General features: G+C 55.1%; 15 protein-coding genes. 10 read left to right on the plus strand and 5 right to left on the minus strand.

Annotation, left to right across the window (positions count from 1 at the left end; all coding sequences use genetic code 11):
• The first annotated feature begins 38 nt into the window (after window positions 1–38).
• A complete protein-coding gene (gene proY, locus AC6I8T_RS04750; protein ID WP_497833542.1) occupies window positions 39–1391 on the plus strand; it encodes a proline-specific permease ProY in 1353 nt (450 codons plus the stop codon).
• Between the two features lie 103 nt (window positions 1392–1494).
• Here proY and AC6I8T_RS04755 read toward each other — a convergent pair whose 3' ends face one another.
• From AC6I8T_RS04755 to AC6I8T_RS04770, 4 genes are all read right to left on the minus strand, one after another.
• The gene (locus AC6I8T_RS04755) at window positions 1495–3447 is read right to left on the minus strand and encodes an acyltransferase family protein (RefSeq protein WP_208724947.1); all 1953 of its coding nucleotides are present in this window, start codon (window positions 3445–3447) and stop codon (window positions 1495–1497) included.
• A gap of 317 nt (window positions 3448–3764) precedes the next feature.
• Window positions 3765–5042, minus strand: coding sequence for a histidine-type phosphatase (locus AC6I8T_RS04760; protein WP_497833543.1), 1278 nt, complete (start codon window positions 5040–5042; stop codon window positions 3765–3767).
• Window positions 5043–5057: 15 nt separating this feature from the next.
• Window positions 5058–5867, minus strand: coding sequence for an inositol monophosphatase family protein (locus tag AC6I8T_RS04765; protein WP_021185870.1), 810 nt, complete (start codon window positions 5865–5867; stop codon window positions 5058–5060).
• A 165-nt stretch (window positions 5868–6032) separates the two neighbouring features.
• A complete protein-coding gene (locus AC6I8T_RS04770) occupies window positions 6033–6614 on the minus strand; it encodes an ACP phosphodiesterase (protein WP_208724949.1) in 582 nt (193 codons plus the stop codon).
• A gap of 102 nt (window positions 6615–6716) precedes the next feature.
• On the opposite strand from AC6I8T_RS04770, the gene queA reads away from it, so the two are divergent.
• Genes queA through secF form a run of 5 tightly spaced genes read left to right on the plus strand, consistent with a single transcriptional unit; the run spans window position 6717 to window position 12151 of the window.
• Window positions 6717–7787, plus strand: a complete 1071-nt coding sequence (gene queA, locus AC6I8T_RS04775; protein WP_041525736.1) for a tRNA preQ1(34) S-adenosylmethionine ribosyltransferase-isomerase QueA — start codon at window positions 6717–6719, stop codon at window positions 7785–7787.
• Window positions 7788–7817: 30 nt separating this feature from the next.
• Window positions 7818–8942 (plus strand): tRNA guanosine(34) transglycosylase Tgt, encoded by a 1125-nt coding sequence (tgt, locus tag AC6I8T_RS04780; protein ID WP_013508102.1) that lies wholly within the window; start codon window positions 7818–7820, stop codon window positions 8940–8942.
• Window positions 8943–8966: 24 nt separating this feature from the next.
• Window positions 8967–9299: a preprotein translocase subunit YajC gene (gene yajC, locus AC6I8T_RS04785; protein ID WP_013508103.1), complete on the plus strand. Its 333-nt coding sequence runs from the start codon at window positions 8967–8969 to the stop codon at window positions 9297–9299.
• Between the two features lie 25 nt (window positions 9300–9324).
• Window positions 9325–11172, plus strand: coding sequence for a protein translocase subunit SecD (secD, locus tag AC6I8T_RS04790; protein WP_021185867.1), 1848 nt, complete (start codon window positions 9325–9327; stop codon window positions 11170–11172).
• A 10-nt stretch (window positions 11173–11182) separates the two neighbouring features.
• Complete coding sequence (secF, locus tag AC6I8T_RS04795; RefSeq protein WP_021185866.1) at window positions 11183–12151, plus strand: protein translocase subunit SecF; 969 nt, start codon at window positions 11183–11185, stop codon at window positions 12149–12151.
• Between the two features lie 92 nt (window positions 12152–12243).
• Here the strand turns inward: secF and AC6I8T_RS04800 are convergent, their stop codons facing one another.
• Window positions 12244–12795 carry a SadB/YajI family lipoprotein gene (locus AC6I8T_RS04800; RefSeq protein WP_036627548.1) on the minus strand — a complete coding sequence of 184 codons (552 nt, stop codon included), beginning with the start codon at window positions 12793–12795 and terminating at the stop codon, window positions 12244–12246.
• 194 nt (window positions 12796–12989) lie between these two features.
• On the opposite strand from AC6I8T_RS04800, the gene nrdR reads away from it, so the two are divergent.
• The 4 genes from nrdR to nusB all read left to right on the plus strand — a co-directional run bounded on the left by nrdR (window position 12990) and on the right by nusB (window position 15537).
• Window positions 12990–13439: a transcriptional regulator NrdR gene (gene nrdR / locus AC6I8T_RS04805; protein WP_021185864.1), complete on the plus strand. Its 450-nt coding sequence runs from the start codon at window positions 12990–12992 to the stop codon at window positions 13437–13439.
• Window positions 13440–13442: 3 nt separating this feature from the next.
• Window positions 13443–14546, plus strand: a complete 1104-nt coding sequence (gene ribD / locus AC6I8T_RS04810; RefSeq protein ID WP_208724950.1) for a bifunctional diaminohydroxyphosphoribosylaminopyrimidine deaminase/5-amino-6-(5-phosphoribosylamino)uracil reductase RibD — start codon at window positions 13443–13445, stop codon at window positions 14544–14546.
• Between the two features lie 81 nt (window positions 14547–14627).
• The gene (gene ribH, locus AC6I8T_RS04815; protein ID WP_013508109.1) at window positions 14628–15098 is read left to right on the plus strand and encodes a 6,7-dimethyl-8-ribityllumazine synthase; all 471 of its coding nucleotides are present in this window, start codon (window positions 14628–14630) and stop codon (window positions 15096–15098) included.
• Between the two features lie 19 nt (window positions 15099–15117).
• Entirely contained in the window at window positions 15118–15537 is a 420-nt protein-coding gene (nusB, locus tag AC6I8T_RS04820; protein ID WP_021185862.1) for a transcription antitermination factor NusB, read from the plus strand.
• Window positions 15538–15545: the final 8 nt, after the last annotated feature.

Raw genomic sequence — 15545 nt, forward strand, 5'->3', positions numbered from 1 at the left:
CCTGCCCGTGGTTTTTTCATTTGCAAGGTACTGTAGTTATGCAAGAAACCAATAAGCTCAAACGCGGACTGAGCACGCGCCACATTCGTTTTATGGCACTGGGTTCGGCGATTGGCACCGGGTTGTTTTATGGCTCGGCAGATGCCATCAAAATGGCCGGTCCCAGTGTGCTGCTGGCGTACATCATTGGCGGGGCGGTCGCCTATATCATCATGCGTGCGTTGGGGGAGATGTCGGTCAACAACCCCCAGGCCAGCTCCTTCTCGCGTTATGCGCAGGATTATCTTGGCCCACTGGCGGGGTATATCACCGGCTGGACTTACTGCTTTGAAATTCTGATCGTCGCCATTGCCGATGTCACCGCGTTTGGTATCTACATGGGGGTATGGTTCCCCGAGGTACCGCACTGGATTTGGGTGCTGAGCGTGGTGCTGATTATTGGTGCCATCAACCTGATGAGCGTGAAGGTGTTTGGTGAGGTGGAGTTCTGGTTCTCCTTCTTTAAAGTCGCCACCATCATCATCATGATCATTGCCGGTTTCGGTATGATTTTCTGGGGCATCGGCAATGGCGGGCAGCCAACCGGTATCCATAACCTGTGGACCAACGGCGGGTTCTTTGCCCACGGCGTGGTCGGTATGCTGCTCTCCTTGCAGATGGTGATGTTTGCTTACGGCGGCATCGAGATTATCGGCATCACCGCCGGTGAAGCCAAAGACCCGAGCAAATCTATCCCGCGTGCGATTAATTCCGTGCCGTGGCGTATCCTGGTGTTCTATGTCGGTACGCTGTTTGTGATTATGTCGATCTATCCGTGGAACCAGGTGGGTACAGCGGGCAGCCCCTTTGTCCTGACTTTCCAGCATCTCGGTATTGCCGCAGCAGCCTCGATCCTCAACTTTGTGGTGCTGACGGCGTCCTTGTCGGCTATCAACAGCGACGTGTTCGGTGTGGGACGTATGCTGCACGGTATGGCGCAGCAGGGACATGCACCGAAGATGTTTATGAAGGTGTCCGAGCGTGGTATTCCGTGGGTTACGGTACTGGTGATGATGGTGGCGATGCTGGTCGCAGTTTACCTTAACTACCTGATGCCGGAAAAAGTGTTCCTGGTGATCGCCTCCCTCGCCACCTTTGCCACCGTGTGGGTGTGGATCATGATTTTGCTGTCGCAGATTGCCTTCCGCCGCAAAATTGGTAAGCAGGAAGCCGGGAAGCTGCAATTTGCTCTGCCGGGTGGCAGCACCACGGCATGGGTTGGGGTGATATTCCTGGCCTTCATTATCGCGTTGATCGGTTACTTCCCGGATACGCGTGTGTCGTTGTATGTCGGATTTGCATGGATTGTGCTGTTGCTGCTGGCCTGGCCATTGGTGAAACGTAACAAGTAAAAATCGCAAACATTTGTAGCGGCGCGATTTATCGCGCTGTTGTTTTTTTGTCCCCTGAAGGCATTGCGCGATAAATTGCGCCGCTACAATAACTTGCAAATAATTACCAGCTCTTGCCTAATGCTATCTCACCACCATAAGGGCTAAGGTGGTTGTTGTCGTAATACAGTGGCAGACCACCGTTGGCGAACATGCAACCGTGGTCATTACAAAGCTTGTCACGCAAAGACAGCACCCGTACCCCTGACGCCTGATAACTTTGCAAGAGTTCATCCACAGCGGCTTCCGGGTACTGGAACAGTTTGGTGCGCGCGGTGGGTAAGGGCGGCGTATCCCAGCGGCCCAGCCAGTCACTTAACTCGCGACGGATCGGGATATTGCGATTGTTGCTGTAACGCAACGGATCGATATCCAGCGATGGAGCGTCTTCGATGATGGTGATTTTTTTCCCCGCCTTGCGCAGTGCAGCAATCACGTTATCCATGCCGAATTTCAGCGCTTCCAGATTGTCCTTCTCAGGGTTTGCCAGTTCACGGAAGCCTGCTCCGGGCAGGATACTCATGCCGGATGCCCAGAAGGCGCTGATCACTACTTCATCAATCTTGTCACTCAGCACCATCTTCAGTACCTCGCGATTAAAATCGACGCATTGTTGTGCGTGTGTCGGCACCTGGCTCACCACACGCGTTACGCCTACCAGAAACGGGCAGGAGGCTTTGGTGAGCTGGAATAAGGGCTTGTGCTGACGCAGGGCATACGCGGCCACCGTGGCGCGCAGCGCCGCAGCGTGGCTGTCGCCGATTAACGCGATACCGGGTTGGTCAGTAACCGGGTGGCACTGCGCATCGGACGACGGGAAATTGGCACCATAATCCAGCAGGCAGGGATTGCGCTGCGCTGAAATCTTCCAGGATTCGCCGTTGACCACCAACTCGCTGACACGGTATTTCATCCCACCGGTTTGCCACACCACCAGCATGGCACCGGCAGCCACCAGCGATGAGGCGCAGTAAACTGGGATCACCAGGCGAGTGCCACGCTGGGGATGACGGAAAGGTTGTTCGACAAAGCGCCATGACAGCCAGGCAATCAGTAAGGCAAGTGCGCTGATCATCAGACCCTGCCACGCGGTCAGGGGATGATCGCTAAAGATCCGCGCCAGACTGAGCAGTGGCCAGTGCCACAGGTACCAGGAGTAGGAGACGGTGCCGATAAAACGCATCACGCGGTTTTCCAGCAGCAACTGGTTCAGGCGACCACGCGCGCCTATCATCAGGCAACCTGCCGCGACCGGCAATATCGCCAGCCAGCCGGGGAAGTCGTCATCGCGCGTCAGGACCGTGGCGCTGACAACGATCAACAGCCAGCCCAGCAGATTGCACAGGTTGGCGGCGCGTCCGTTGATGGGTTGTGGTTGCCACAGCGCCAGCAGCACGCCGGCCCCCAATTCCCAGGCGCGGGTGGGGAGCAGGTAGAAGGCATGGGTGCTGTCAGTGGGTGTCAGCCACAGGCAGGCGGCCAGTGAAGCGATGCTGATGACTAAAATCACCCCAGCCATCGAGCGCTTGAAACGTGCCGCCAGCAGCAGGATAAAGGGGAGCACCACGTAGAACTGTTCTTCGATACCGAGCGACCAGGTCATCAGCAGCGGGTTTAAATCAGAATCGCTGCTGAAGTAGTCACCGCTTTTCATCAGCAGCATATTAGGCACGGAGATAAACACCGCCACGCTGTATTTTGCCAGTTGGCTGAATTCAAGTGGTGACAGCAGGATATAGCCGAGCAGCAGCAATATGCTCATCATAAAAAACAATGCAGGCGCGATACGACGAATACGCCGTAAATAGAATTGATAAAAGGAGAAGCGCCCAGCGGAGATTTCCCGACTGATAATGCCACCGATTAAAAAACCGGAAATAACAAAGAAAATATCAACACCGATAAAGCCACCCGGCAGAAAGCTGACACCGGAATGGAACAACACCACTGACAGAATGGCGACAGCGCGCAGGCCGTCAATATCCGCGCGATAACGGAAGCTGTCCGATTTGGTCATAATACCGCCCGTTGATTTTTTAATTACCTGACGCAGATGGCGCAAAAAAAATAAATCGGCGACTCCTTGTCGCCGAAAAACAAGGGTAAAAAATAATGAATCAAGGGATGATTGACGTTGACAGGTTAACCCGAGGTTAAGGGAATACGAACGCCTGACGGGAAATATAGAAAATCCTCAGAAAAGGCTGACAAATAGCTAACGAAATCTTAATGGTTGTATTTTGTTCAGATAAGCCACAGGCACAGCGGCGCGATTTATCGCGCGCCCGTTAGGTGACCACCAATCCGTGAAAAACCGCGCGATAAATCGCGCCGCTACGGATAATTGACGGGAATAATGGCCTGCTTATCCAGCGCCTGGCGGAAGGAATCCAGGGTGGATTGATAAGGACATAAGGTGCCGACTTCCGTCACTCTACAGTTTTTCTCATGCCACTCCTGACGCAGTAACGGATGACGATCATCCACCGGCGTTAAATGTCGCAGGTCATCGAGGCTTTGTGCCTGGAAATAGATACGCACGAAACGTTGTCCGCTTTGTGTATCGCGCCAGCGTTCAAACACCAGGCTGCTGCCGGGCGGGACATTGCCGCGCGAATATCCCGGGAGCTGCCAACTGAAGTTCATCAGGGTGCGCACCCGCGCGATATTGGTATCGTGCGCCACCAGCAGTAACCAGCGGGTATCCGGTGAGCTATTGCCGTCGCAGTTGATGCCTTGTTCCAGCCCTTTTATCACCGCATCCAGCAAGATCGAGCCACGGCGTTGCGCCATGTAGGGGACATCGTTGCTGACGTCATAGCTGGCGGTCAGAATCGGCAACAAGGCGCTGATCTGAGCGGAAGAGGTGATATTGCCCCAGGCCAGTTGGTTTAACGGCAGGTTTTCGCTCCAGCCAAGGCGCAGCGTTTCGACCATGCTGGCCAGCACGCTCAGCCCTTGTACCCAGGTATGGCCTGATTTGGTTTCTTTTAATTGCCACGGACGGGTGAATGCCGTGCAGTCGCTACCGGGGGCGCATACTGCCTGCCTGAGTTGTTGGATGGCGGGCTGGAGTTGCTGTTGCAGCGCGGCTAAATCACCGGCTTTGGCGACCAGTGCGGTGCGTTCTTTGGTCGGGTCAAGCTGGGCAAATGGCTCCTTTTCGCTCTGGAACAGCGGATCGATATCGCCATCCACATGATGAATTGCCACGCCACAGCCAGGAAAGGCACCATCCACCAACGCTGCAGCGGTGGCGCGCGTGCGTTGCAACGGACTGGCGCGTACGTAAATATCCGCACCAGTCGGGCATCCAGGGGGGAGCAAGCCCAGTTGACGGTAATGCTCACCTTCCCAACGACCTTTGTTAACCACCGCGGCGTAGCCGTGACCGGTCAGCTCACCATCGTGGGTGGTCCATTGGGTCCAGGGGCGTTGTGTGGCGGCTTCGATCTCTTTACGGTTACCTGGGGTCGGTGGCCGCACGCCGTGTCGGCTGATTTCGACTACCTTTTCCAGTTGATAGTGTTCCGCCGCCTGGCTATTGCCGAACAACAACCACAGAAAACTTGCCAGCAGCAGGCGTACTGACAGAGAGCATCGAACGGACATCCGCGCATCCTTTTATTACAAGGGGAAAGAGGCAGGCAGCATCGCTTTTAATTGTGGATAAAGCGTCGCATTGGCGAGCAGTACCGGATTACCGTTCTTCAGCCCGTCATTGTGCAGATAATCATTGGTGACGCCACCCGCTTCACGCATCAGCACGATGCCGGGCAGGCCATCCCACGGATTCATATGCGCTTCGTAATAGCCAATCAAACGCCCGGCGGCTGCCCAGGCGCTCATCAATGCGCCCGAACCGGTGCGTATAAACATGCCACCCTGGTGCAGCAGTGCGGAGATAAAGCTGGTAAGCGGTTCAGCGGGCTGGCTGTTAGAACTGCTGATGCCCAGTACGCCCTGATTAAGCTGTTGGGCGCTGTGGGCCTGAATCCGTTTGTCGTTAACCCAGGCACCTTTGCCACGGCAGGCGTGGAACAGCTCGTGATGATTGGGATCGCACACCACGCCAATTACCGCCTCATCTTCACACACGATAGCCAGCGATACGCACCAGTTATGCAGACCGTTAATGAAGCTGCTGGTGCCGTCAATCGGATCAACCACCCAGACAAAACGGGCACCCTGGGTATCGCCGCCACTCTCCTCACCCAACACCGCATCATCCGGAAAACGCTCGGTGATCATGTACTTAATCAGTTGTTCGACATTACGATCAGCTTCGCTGACCACATCCTGTGGGTCCTTCTTGTGCTCGACCACCAGTTGCTGACGTTGCTGATACCAGGAGAAGGCGCGGCTGGCAGCGGCGGTGGCGACATCACGAGCAAAGTGGTAACGCGCGTCAAGTTCAGTAAGTGATGCTGATGACATCTTTCCCTCTTATGATTTATACCCTTCGTGTTTCAAGCCCCATTCAGGGGATAGGGAAGGGTGACAGGCGAAATGACTGTGTGATCCAGGTAACGAAAGATAAGAAAGGCTTCATTAAGCCGCAGATGTTTGCGGCTGGCAAGAGGGGAGAGGATTCAGAATATGTTACAGCTGCTGCGTACGTGCCAGTTCCATCAGTCGCGGATAAAGCTGGAAGAATTGTTGCTCCAGTGCGGCATAATTTTCGACGAAATCCTGATACGAATCGCGTAACGCGGCGAGACGGGGACGACGCATCGCCATGCCATTCAGCACGCGCGCCAGACGGGTGGGTTCAGCGTAATGTTCCAGCCAGCGCTCGCGCCACATTATCGCGTTCAACTCGACAAAGCCTTCCGGTGTACCCGATAACTGCGGCGTAATTTCCCGCTCTGCCGCCGCGGAAAAAGCGGCCAGTGACTGGGCAGGATGGAACTGATCCCAGTGCCGTGCAAGGAAATGGTCCCAGATGACATCGAGGGTGATTGGTGCCACGCGGCGGGTTTCGGCGCGGAACCATTGCCGTGCTTCGCGTACTTCCGGCAGGCTATCAGTCAGGCTATCGAGACGTCGATGCAGCAAAATGCCGTCGGCAATCGGAGTTGACCATTGCTGATGGGGGTTGCCGCGTACAAAGTCGGCCATTAAGTTGCCAAGCAGCGAGCTGTCAGCCAACTGGGCCAGATGGAGGTGAGCGAGAAAGTTCATGCCGCATTATAGGCAGAATCAACGAGGCGCAGCCAGTTGTTCAGAATTGGTCGCTTTTCCGCTAAACTATGCCGCCTGTTTTTAGTCCTGAAGAAGTTGAGCATGCGTGTAGCGGATTTTTCTTTTGAATTGCCGGAATCTTTGATCGCCCATTACCCCCAGGCGCAGCGAAGTGGTTGCCGTCTGTTGTCGCTGGATGGCCCAAGCGGTGCGCTGAGTCACGGCGTGTTTACCGATGTGCTGGAGAAGCTCAATCCGGGCGATCTGCTGGTATTCAATAATACCCGCGTTATCCCGGCGCGCGTTTATGGTCGTAAAGCCAGCGGCGGTAAAATCGAGATGCTGGTGGAGCGCATGCTGGACGACAAACGTGTGCTGGCGCATGTTCGGGCGTCAAAAGCACCGAAGCCGGGTGCAGAATTGCTGCTGGGCGATGACGAAAGTGTCAAAGCGACGATGGTGGCGCGTCACGATACGTTGTTTGAAATTGCGTTCGAAGATGACCGTGCGGTGCTGGATATTCTTAACAGCGTCGGCCATATGCCATTGCCGCCGTACATCGATCGCCCGGACGAAGAAGCTGACCGCGAGTTGTACCAGACGGTGTACAGCGCTCGCCCCGGCGCGGTTGCTGCGCCGACGGCCGGTTTGCACTTCGACGATCCGCTGTTGCAGGCGTTAAAGGCGAAAGGCGTCGAGATGGCCTTTGTCACGCTGCACGTAGGGGCCGGGACCTTCCAGCCGGTGCGTGTGGAGAGTATTGAAGATCACACCATGCACTCCGAATACGCCGAAGTGCCGCAAGAGGTGGTGGATGCGGTGCTGGCCTGTAAAGCTCGCGGCAATAAAGTGGTGGCGGTAGGGACGACCTCGGTACGCTCGCTGGAGAGCGCCGCGCAGGCAAGTAAAGACGCGCTGATTGCACCGTTCTTCGATGATACCCAGATTTTTATCTATCCCGGCTATCAGTATCAGGTGATCGATGCCTTGATCACCAATTTCCACCTGCCGGAATCGACCCTGATTATGCTGGTGTCGGCGTTTGCCGGTTATCAGCACACTATGGCGGCCTATCAGGCGGCGGTGGCTGAGCAGTACCGTTTCTTTAGCTACGGGGATGCCATGTTCATTACCCGTAATGTGAATGCACCTGACGAGAGCGTTGGGTCTTAAACGTCAGACTGTTTCTCTGATGAGGTCAATGTGAAATTTGAGTTAGACACAACTGACGGGCGCGCGCGCCGTGGCCGTCTGATTTTTGATCGTGGCGTGGTGGAAACCCCGGCATTTATGCCTGTGGGCACCTACGGCACCGTCAAAGGCATGACGCCGGAAGAAGTGCAGGATACCGGTGCACAAATCATCCTCGGCAACACCTTCCATCTGTGGCTGCGTCCGGGCCAGGAGATCATGAAGTTGCATGGCGATCTGCATGATTTCATGCAGTGGAAAGGACCAATCCTGACCGATTCGGGAGGTTTCCAGGTGTTTAGCCTCGGTGATATCCGTAAGATCACCGAATCGGGTGTGCATTTCCGTAACCCGATCAATGGCGATCCGATTTTCCTCGATCCGGAAAAATCGATGGAAATTCAGTTCGATCTTGGCTCCGACATCGTGATGATTTTCGACGAATGTACGCCTTATCCGGCTGACTGGGACTACGCGAAGCGTTCAATGGAAATGTCGTTGCGCTGGGCGAAACGTAGCCGTGACCGTTTTGATTCACTCGGTAACAAAAATGCGCTGTTTGGCATCATTCAGGGTAGTGTTTACGAAGATTTACGTGATGTCTCCGTGAAAGGTCTGGTAGAGATTGGCTTTGATGGGTACGCTGTGGGCGGCCTGGCGGTGGGTGAACCGAAAGAGGACATGCACCGCATCCTGGAGCACGTCTGTCCGCAAATTCCGCACGACAAACCGCGTTATTTGATGGGCGTTGGCAAGCCGGAAGATCTGGTGGAAGGCGTTCGTCGCGGTATCGATATGTTTGACTGCGTTATGCCGACGCGCAACGCGCGTAACGGTCACCTGTTTGTCACCGATGGTGTGGTGAAAATCCGTAATGCGAAGCATAAAGATGACACCTCGCCACTGGATGCAGAGTGTGATTGTTACACCTGTCGCAATTACAGCCGTGCCTACTTGCATCATCTCGACCGCTGTAACGAAATACTGGGCGCGCGTCTCAATACCATCCACAATCTGCGCTATTACCAGCGTCTGATGGCGGGTTTACGCCAGGCCATCGAAGAGGGTAAATTAGAGCACTTTGTTAGCGAGTTCTACCAACGGACGGGCAAAGCGGTTCCGCCGTTAAACGTCTGATAATTCATCAATGAGGGAAATTTAATGAGCTTTTTCATTTCTGACGCTGTGGCTGCAGCAGGCGCACCGTCGCAGGGAAGTCCTTATTCTCTGGTGATCATGCTGGTGGTCTTTGGTCTGATCTTTTACTTCATGATTCTGCGTCCGCAGCAGAAGCGTTCCAAAGAGCACAAGAAGTTGATGGATTCCATCTCCAAAGGAGATGAAGTGCTGACCAATGGTGGTCTGGTAGGTCGCGTGACTAAAGTTGCTGAAACCGGCTACATCGCTATCGCCCTGAACGACACCACTGAAGTAGTGATTAAACGTGATTTCGTGGCTGCCGTTCTGCCGAAAGGCACCATGAAGGCGCTGTAATTTTTTCTTCCCGAAGGAAACTGCCGTGTTAAACCGTTATCCTTTGTGGAAGTACATCATGCTGGTCGTCGTGATTCTCGTCGGCCTGCTCTATGCGCTTCCCAACCTTTATGGTGAGGATCCGGCCGTTCAAATCACTGGTGCGCGCGGTGGCGCCGCCAGTGAGCAAACGTTGGATCAGATCCAGTCTGTTTTACAAAAAGATAATATCCAGAGCAAATCCCTCGTTCTGGAAAATGGCGCGATTCTTGCGCGCTTTGCGAACACGGATGTGCAGTTGCGCGCCCGTGAAGCGATTACGAATGTCCTTGGCGAGAACTACGTTGTAGCACTTAACCTGGCACCGGCTACGCCGCGCTGGTTGAGCATGCTGGCCGCAGAACCGATGAAGCTCGGCCTTGACCTGCGTGGCGGTGTTCACTTCCTGATGGAAGTCGACATGGATACCGCGCTGAGCAAATTGCAGGAACAGAATGCAGATGGTCTGCGCAGCGACCTGCGCGACAAAGGCATTCCCTACGTTAACGTGAATAAAATCGCTAACTATGGCGTGGAAATCCGTTTCCGTGACGGCACCAGCCGTGATGCGGCCATCAGCTATCTGTCTCCACGTCATCAGGATCTGGTGATCTCCAGCCAGGGCAGCGATACCCTGCGCGCGGTGATGACTGATGCACGCCTGAGTGAAGCACGCGAATATGCGGTGCAGCAGAACATCAATATCCTGCGTAACCGTGTTAACCAGCTTGGCGTCGCTGAACCGCTGGTACAGCGTCAGGGTTCTGACCGCATCGTGGTTGAACTGCCAGGTATTCAGGATACTGCTCGCGCCAAAGAGATTCTGGGTGCTACGGCAACCCTCGAATTCCGTCTGGTGAACACCACGGTTGATCCAAGTGCGGCGGCCAGTGGTCGTGTGCCGGGTGATTCTGAAGTGAAAATGACGCGTGAAGGCCAGCCGGTGGTGCTGTACAAGCGCGTGATTCTGACCGGTGACCATATCACCGATTCCACGTCCAGCATGGATGAGTACAACCAGCCGCAGGTGAACATTTCACTGGATGGCGCGGGCGGTAACATCATGTCTAACTTCACCAAGGACAATATCGGTAAACCGATGGCGACCCTGTTTGTGGAGTACAAGGACAGCGGCAAGAAAGATGCCAATGGCCGTGCGATTCTGGTGAAACAGGAAGAAGTGATTAACGTGGCGAACATTCAGTCGCGCCTCGGCAACAGCTTCCGTATCACCGGTATCAGCAACCCGAACGAAGCCCGTCAACTGTCGCTGCTGCTGCGTGCCGGTGCGTTGATTGCACCAATTCAGATTGTGGAAGAGCGTACCATCGGCCCAACTATGGGTCAGCAGAACATCACGCAGGGTCTCGAAGCCTGTCTGTGGGGTCTGATCGCTTCCATTATCTTTATGGTGGTGTTCTATAAGAAATTTGGTCTGATCGCGACCAGCGCACTGCTGTGCAACCTGGTGTTGATCGTTGGCATCATGTCACTGCTGCCAGGTGCGACACTCACCATGCCGGGTATTGCCGGTATCGTGTTGACGCTGGCGGTGGCGGTGGATGCGAACGTACTGATTAACGAACGTATTAAAGAAGAGTTGCGCAACGGTCGTTCCGTGCAGCAGGCGATTCATGAAGGCTACAAAGGTGCCTTCTCCAGTATCGTCGACGCTAACGTTACGACGCTGATTAAAGTCATCATTCTTTATGCGGTCGGTACCGGTTCAATCAAAGGTTTTGCGATTACCACCGCTATCGGTATCGCGACCTCCATGTTTACCGCTATCGTCGGCACCCGTGCCATCGTTAACCTGGTGTACGGCGGCAAACGCATCAACAAGCTGTCTATCTAAGGAGTGCGTTGTGGCACAGGAATACAATATTGAGCAGCTGAACCACGGGCGTAAAGTCATTGACTTTATGCGCTGGGACACGCTTGCCTTTATCATCTCCGCCTTGCTGATTGTGGCGTCTGTCGCCATCGTTGGTGTGCGTGGCTTCAACTGGGGCCTCGACTTTACCGGCGGAACGGTGATTGAGATCAACCTGGAAAAACCGGCCGATCTGGATACCCTGCGCGTTGCGCTGGTGAAAGCGGGTTTTGATGAGCCGTTGGTACAGAACTTTGGCAGCAGCCGTGACGTGATGGTGCGTATGGCTCCGGTGCAAGGTCCGGCAGGCCAGGAATTGGGCAACAAAGTGGTGTCGGTGATTAACGAAACCGCACAGCAGAATGCCACCGTGAAGCGTATCGAGTTCGTGGGTCCGAGCGTGGGCAGCGATCTGGCGCAGGCGGGGGCGATGGCGCTGTTGTCGGCGCTGATCGCGATTCTGATCTACATCGGTTTCCGCTTTGAGTGGCGTCTGGCACTGGGTACCGTACTGGCGCTGGCCCATGACGTGATCATCACCTGCGGCATCCTGGCGTTGACCCACATCGAAATCGATCTGACCATCGTGGCATCCCTGATGTCGGTGATTGGTTACTCGCTTAACGATAAGATCGTGGTTTCCGACCGTATTCGTGAGAACTTCCGCAAGATCCGTCGCGGTTCTTCATACGATATCACTAACGTGTCGTTGACCCAGACGTTGAGCCGTACCCTGATCACCTCGCTGACAACGCTGGCGATGATCCTGATTCTGTTCATCTTTGGTGGTGCGCTGCTGAAAGGCTTCTCGCTGACCATGCTGATTGGTGTGACCATTGGTACCATCTCATCAATCTATGTCTCTTCGGCGCTGGCGCTGAAACTGGGCATGAAGCGTGAACATATGCTGGTGCAGAAAGTGGAGAAAGAGGGCGCTGATCAGCCTTCAATCATGCCGTAACTGCTGACCAGAAAGATCAAGGGCTGCCAGATGGCAGCCCTTTTTTTTGCCGTAAACCGCGCGATAAATCGCGCCGCTACAGAAACTGCGCATCACGGCGTGGTTGCGCCGGTCACATCATGCACACGAACATAGCCAAGTTGATCCGGTGAAAGGCCGCTCAGGCGCAGTGGTACCACCACGGAGCTGCGTGGCGTCAGACTGCCGGGCGCAGTGATGGTCTGGCTGAGACTGCCGGCATTTAACGGTTTACCGCTGGCCGGGTCCATTTCTCCCCAGACGACAGTCGCACTCAGCGCCGGAACCGGTTTGCCATCGGTCGAGCGGATCGTCAGATTGGCGTGACTGCCAGTCGCTTCACCTTCGACCTGGCTCAGCGACAGGCGTAATTTACCCAGTTGGGTTTGCAGTTCCACCGGCGTATTGGACTGAGGTAACAGCCAGGCACCCTGATTGGATTGGCTATTTAGCTGGCCCTGAATTTCCAGTGCAGCGGCCTGATTCGTTAACTGGCGCATTTGCTGATTCAGCTGCCCCACTTCCTGATGTAACTGAGTAACCTGTTTGGTGCCGGGTGTTGAGCTGCAACCGCTAAGTACCAGCAAAGAAAGCGCTGCTGGCGCCCATAACATCCTGATCGTCATGCAATGTCCTTTCCATTGTGGGGGAGGGCTAATGTTGCGCGATAAATCGCGCCGCGACAACCCGTGAACTGTATCGTCGCGGTGTGATTTATCACGCCGTTTTAACCATTGCCGCCCTTTTCATCTCAACACATTTTGTTGAAACCGAGATCGCGCTACACTGTGTGGCCCAAATTCTCGCGACAGGAAACGTCATGCATTGCCCATTCTGCTCCGCTGTGGACACCAAAGTGATAGATTCGCGCCTGGTCAGTGAAGGCTCTTCGGTGCGTCGCCGTCGCCAGTGTCTGGTGTGTCATGAGCGTTTTACCACCTTTGAAGTGGCTGAACTGGTGATGCCGCGCGTGGTGAAAAGCAACGATGTGCGTGAACCCTTTAACGAAGATAAACTCAGCAGCGGCATGATGAAGGCACTGGAGAAGCGTCCGGTGAGTGCCGATGCGGTGGAGAGCGCCGTCAACCATATCAAAACGCAACTTCGTGCCACCGGCGAGCGCGAAATCCCCAGCAAGCTGATTGGCAATCTGGTGATGGACGAGCTAAAGAAACTCGACAAAGTGGCCTACATTCGCTTCGCGTCGGTTTATCGCAGTTTTGAAGATATTCGTGATTTTGGCGAAGAGATCGCCCGCTTGCAGGATTAATCCATGATCGACGAACGCTATATGGCGCGCGCGCTGGAACTGGCGCGTCGCGGATGTTTTACCACCACGCCAAACCCGAATGTTGGCTGTGTGATTGTGCGGGACGGCGAAATCGTCGGCGAAGGCTGGCATCATCGCGCGGGCGAACCGCATGCGGAAGTGCATGCGCTGCGCATGGCGGGAGAGAAAGCCAGGGGCGCAACCGCCTATGTCACGCTTGAACCCTGTAGCCATCATGGTCGCACGCCACCCTGCTGCGATGCGTTGATCGCCGCCGGCGTCAGCCGGGTGGTCGCGGCGATGCAAGACCCCAATCCGCAGGTCGCCGGTCGTGGCCTGTATCGTCTGCAACAGGCGGGTATTGCGGTGAGCCACGGTTTGATGATGAATGAGGCTGAGGCGATCAATCGCGGTTTCCTGAAACGGATGCGTACCGGTTTCCCGTGGATCCAACTTAAATTGGGCGCGTCACTCGATGGCCGTACCGCTATGGCGAGTGGCGAAAGCCAGTGGATCACCTCGGCAGCCGCAAGGCGCGATGTGCAACGTTTTCGTGCCCAGAGTTCGGCTATTCTTACCACCAGTGCCACGGTGCTGGCGGATAACCCTGCACTGACGGTGCGCTGGAGTGAACTGAATGATGAGGTTCGTCAGCAACTGGACGAGCAGCAACTGCGTCAGCCAGTGCGGGTGGTGATTGACAGCCAGCAGCGCGTGACTCCGCAGCATCGTTTGGTCAACCAGGCGGGCGAAACCTGGCTGATGCGCAGTGAAGCCGATCAACAAGCCTGGCCGGAGACGGTGTCGCAGATTGTGGTGCCGCAGCGTGAGAGCCAACTGGACCTGGTGGCGATGATGATGTTGCTCGGTCAACGGCAAATTAACAGCGTGTGGGTCGAAGCGGGTGCATCGCTTGCCGGTGCGCTGTTGCAGGCGGGACTGGTGGATGAGCTGATTGTCTACATGGCACCGAAACTGCTGGGTAATGCCGCTCGTGGCTTGTGTGAATTAGCGGGTCTGGAACATCTGGCCGATGCGCCAGCCCTGAATTTTAGTGACGTGCGCCTGGTGGGTGAAGACTTGCGTCTGACGCTCACCCCGCGCTGAAAAGCCTGAGCGCGTCGTCAAAGAGTATGATAGAATCCGCCCCCTTCTGCGGGGCTACAATACAACACCCAAAGGATATGTATGAAAGTTATCGAAGCTCCTGTTGCCACGCCTGATGCTAACATCGCCATCGTAATTGCGCGTTTTAACAACTTCATTAATGACAGCCTGCTGGACGGTGCGGTTGATGCGCTGAAGCGTATTGGTCAGGTGAAAGACGAAAACATCACCATCGTCTGGGTACCAGGTGCCTATGAACTGCCGCTGGCGGCGCGTGCGCTGGCAAAATCCGGTAAACATGACGCCATCGTGGCGCTGGGTACCGTGATCCGTGGCGGCACGGCGCACTTCGAATATGTGGCCGGTGAAGCCAGCTCAGGTATTGCCAACGTGGCAATGACCAGCGATATCCCGGTGACTTTCGGCGTGCTGACCACTGAAAACATCGAGCAGGCGATTGAACGCGCCGGCACGAAAGCGGGTAACAAGGGTGCCGAAGCGGCCCTGACTGCCCTCGAAATGATTAACGTATTGAAAGCCATCAAAGCCTGATTTTTGTAAGGGGAATTTTGTGAAACCTGCTGCTCGTCGTCGCGCCCGTGAGTGCGCTGTCCAGGCGCTTTACTCCTGGCAGTTGTCCAACAACGACATTGCCGATGTGGAATACCAGTTTCTGGCGGAACAAGACGTCAAAGACGTCGATATCAGTTACTTCCGCGAACTGCTGGCCGGTGTGGCGACCAACAGCGCATACCTGGATGGTCTGATGAAACCTTACCTGTCGCGTCAGCTGGAAGAGCTGGGCCAGGTAGAAAAAGCCATCCTGCGTATTTCGCTGTATGAGCTGAGCAAACGTGATGATGTGCCCTATAAAGTGGCGATCAACGAAGGTATCGAGCTGGCTAAAGTATTTGGCGCAGAAGACAGCCACAAATTTGTCAACGGCGTGCTGGATAAAGCCGCTCCACAAATTCGCCCCAACAGAAAATAGTGCAAAAG

The sequence above is a fragment of the Pantoea sp. X-Soil-OKNW-556 genome, from assembly GCF_059730695.1.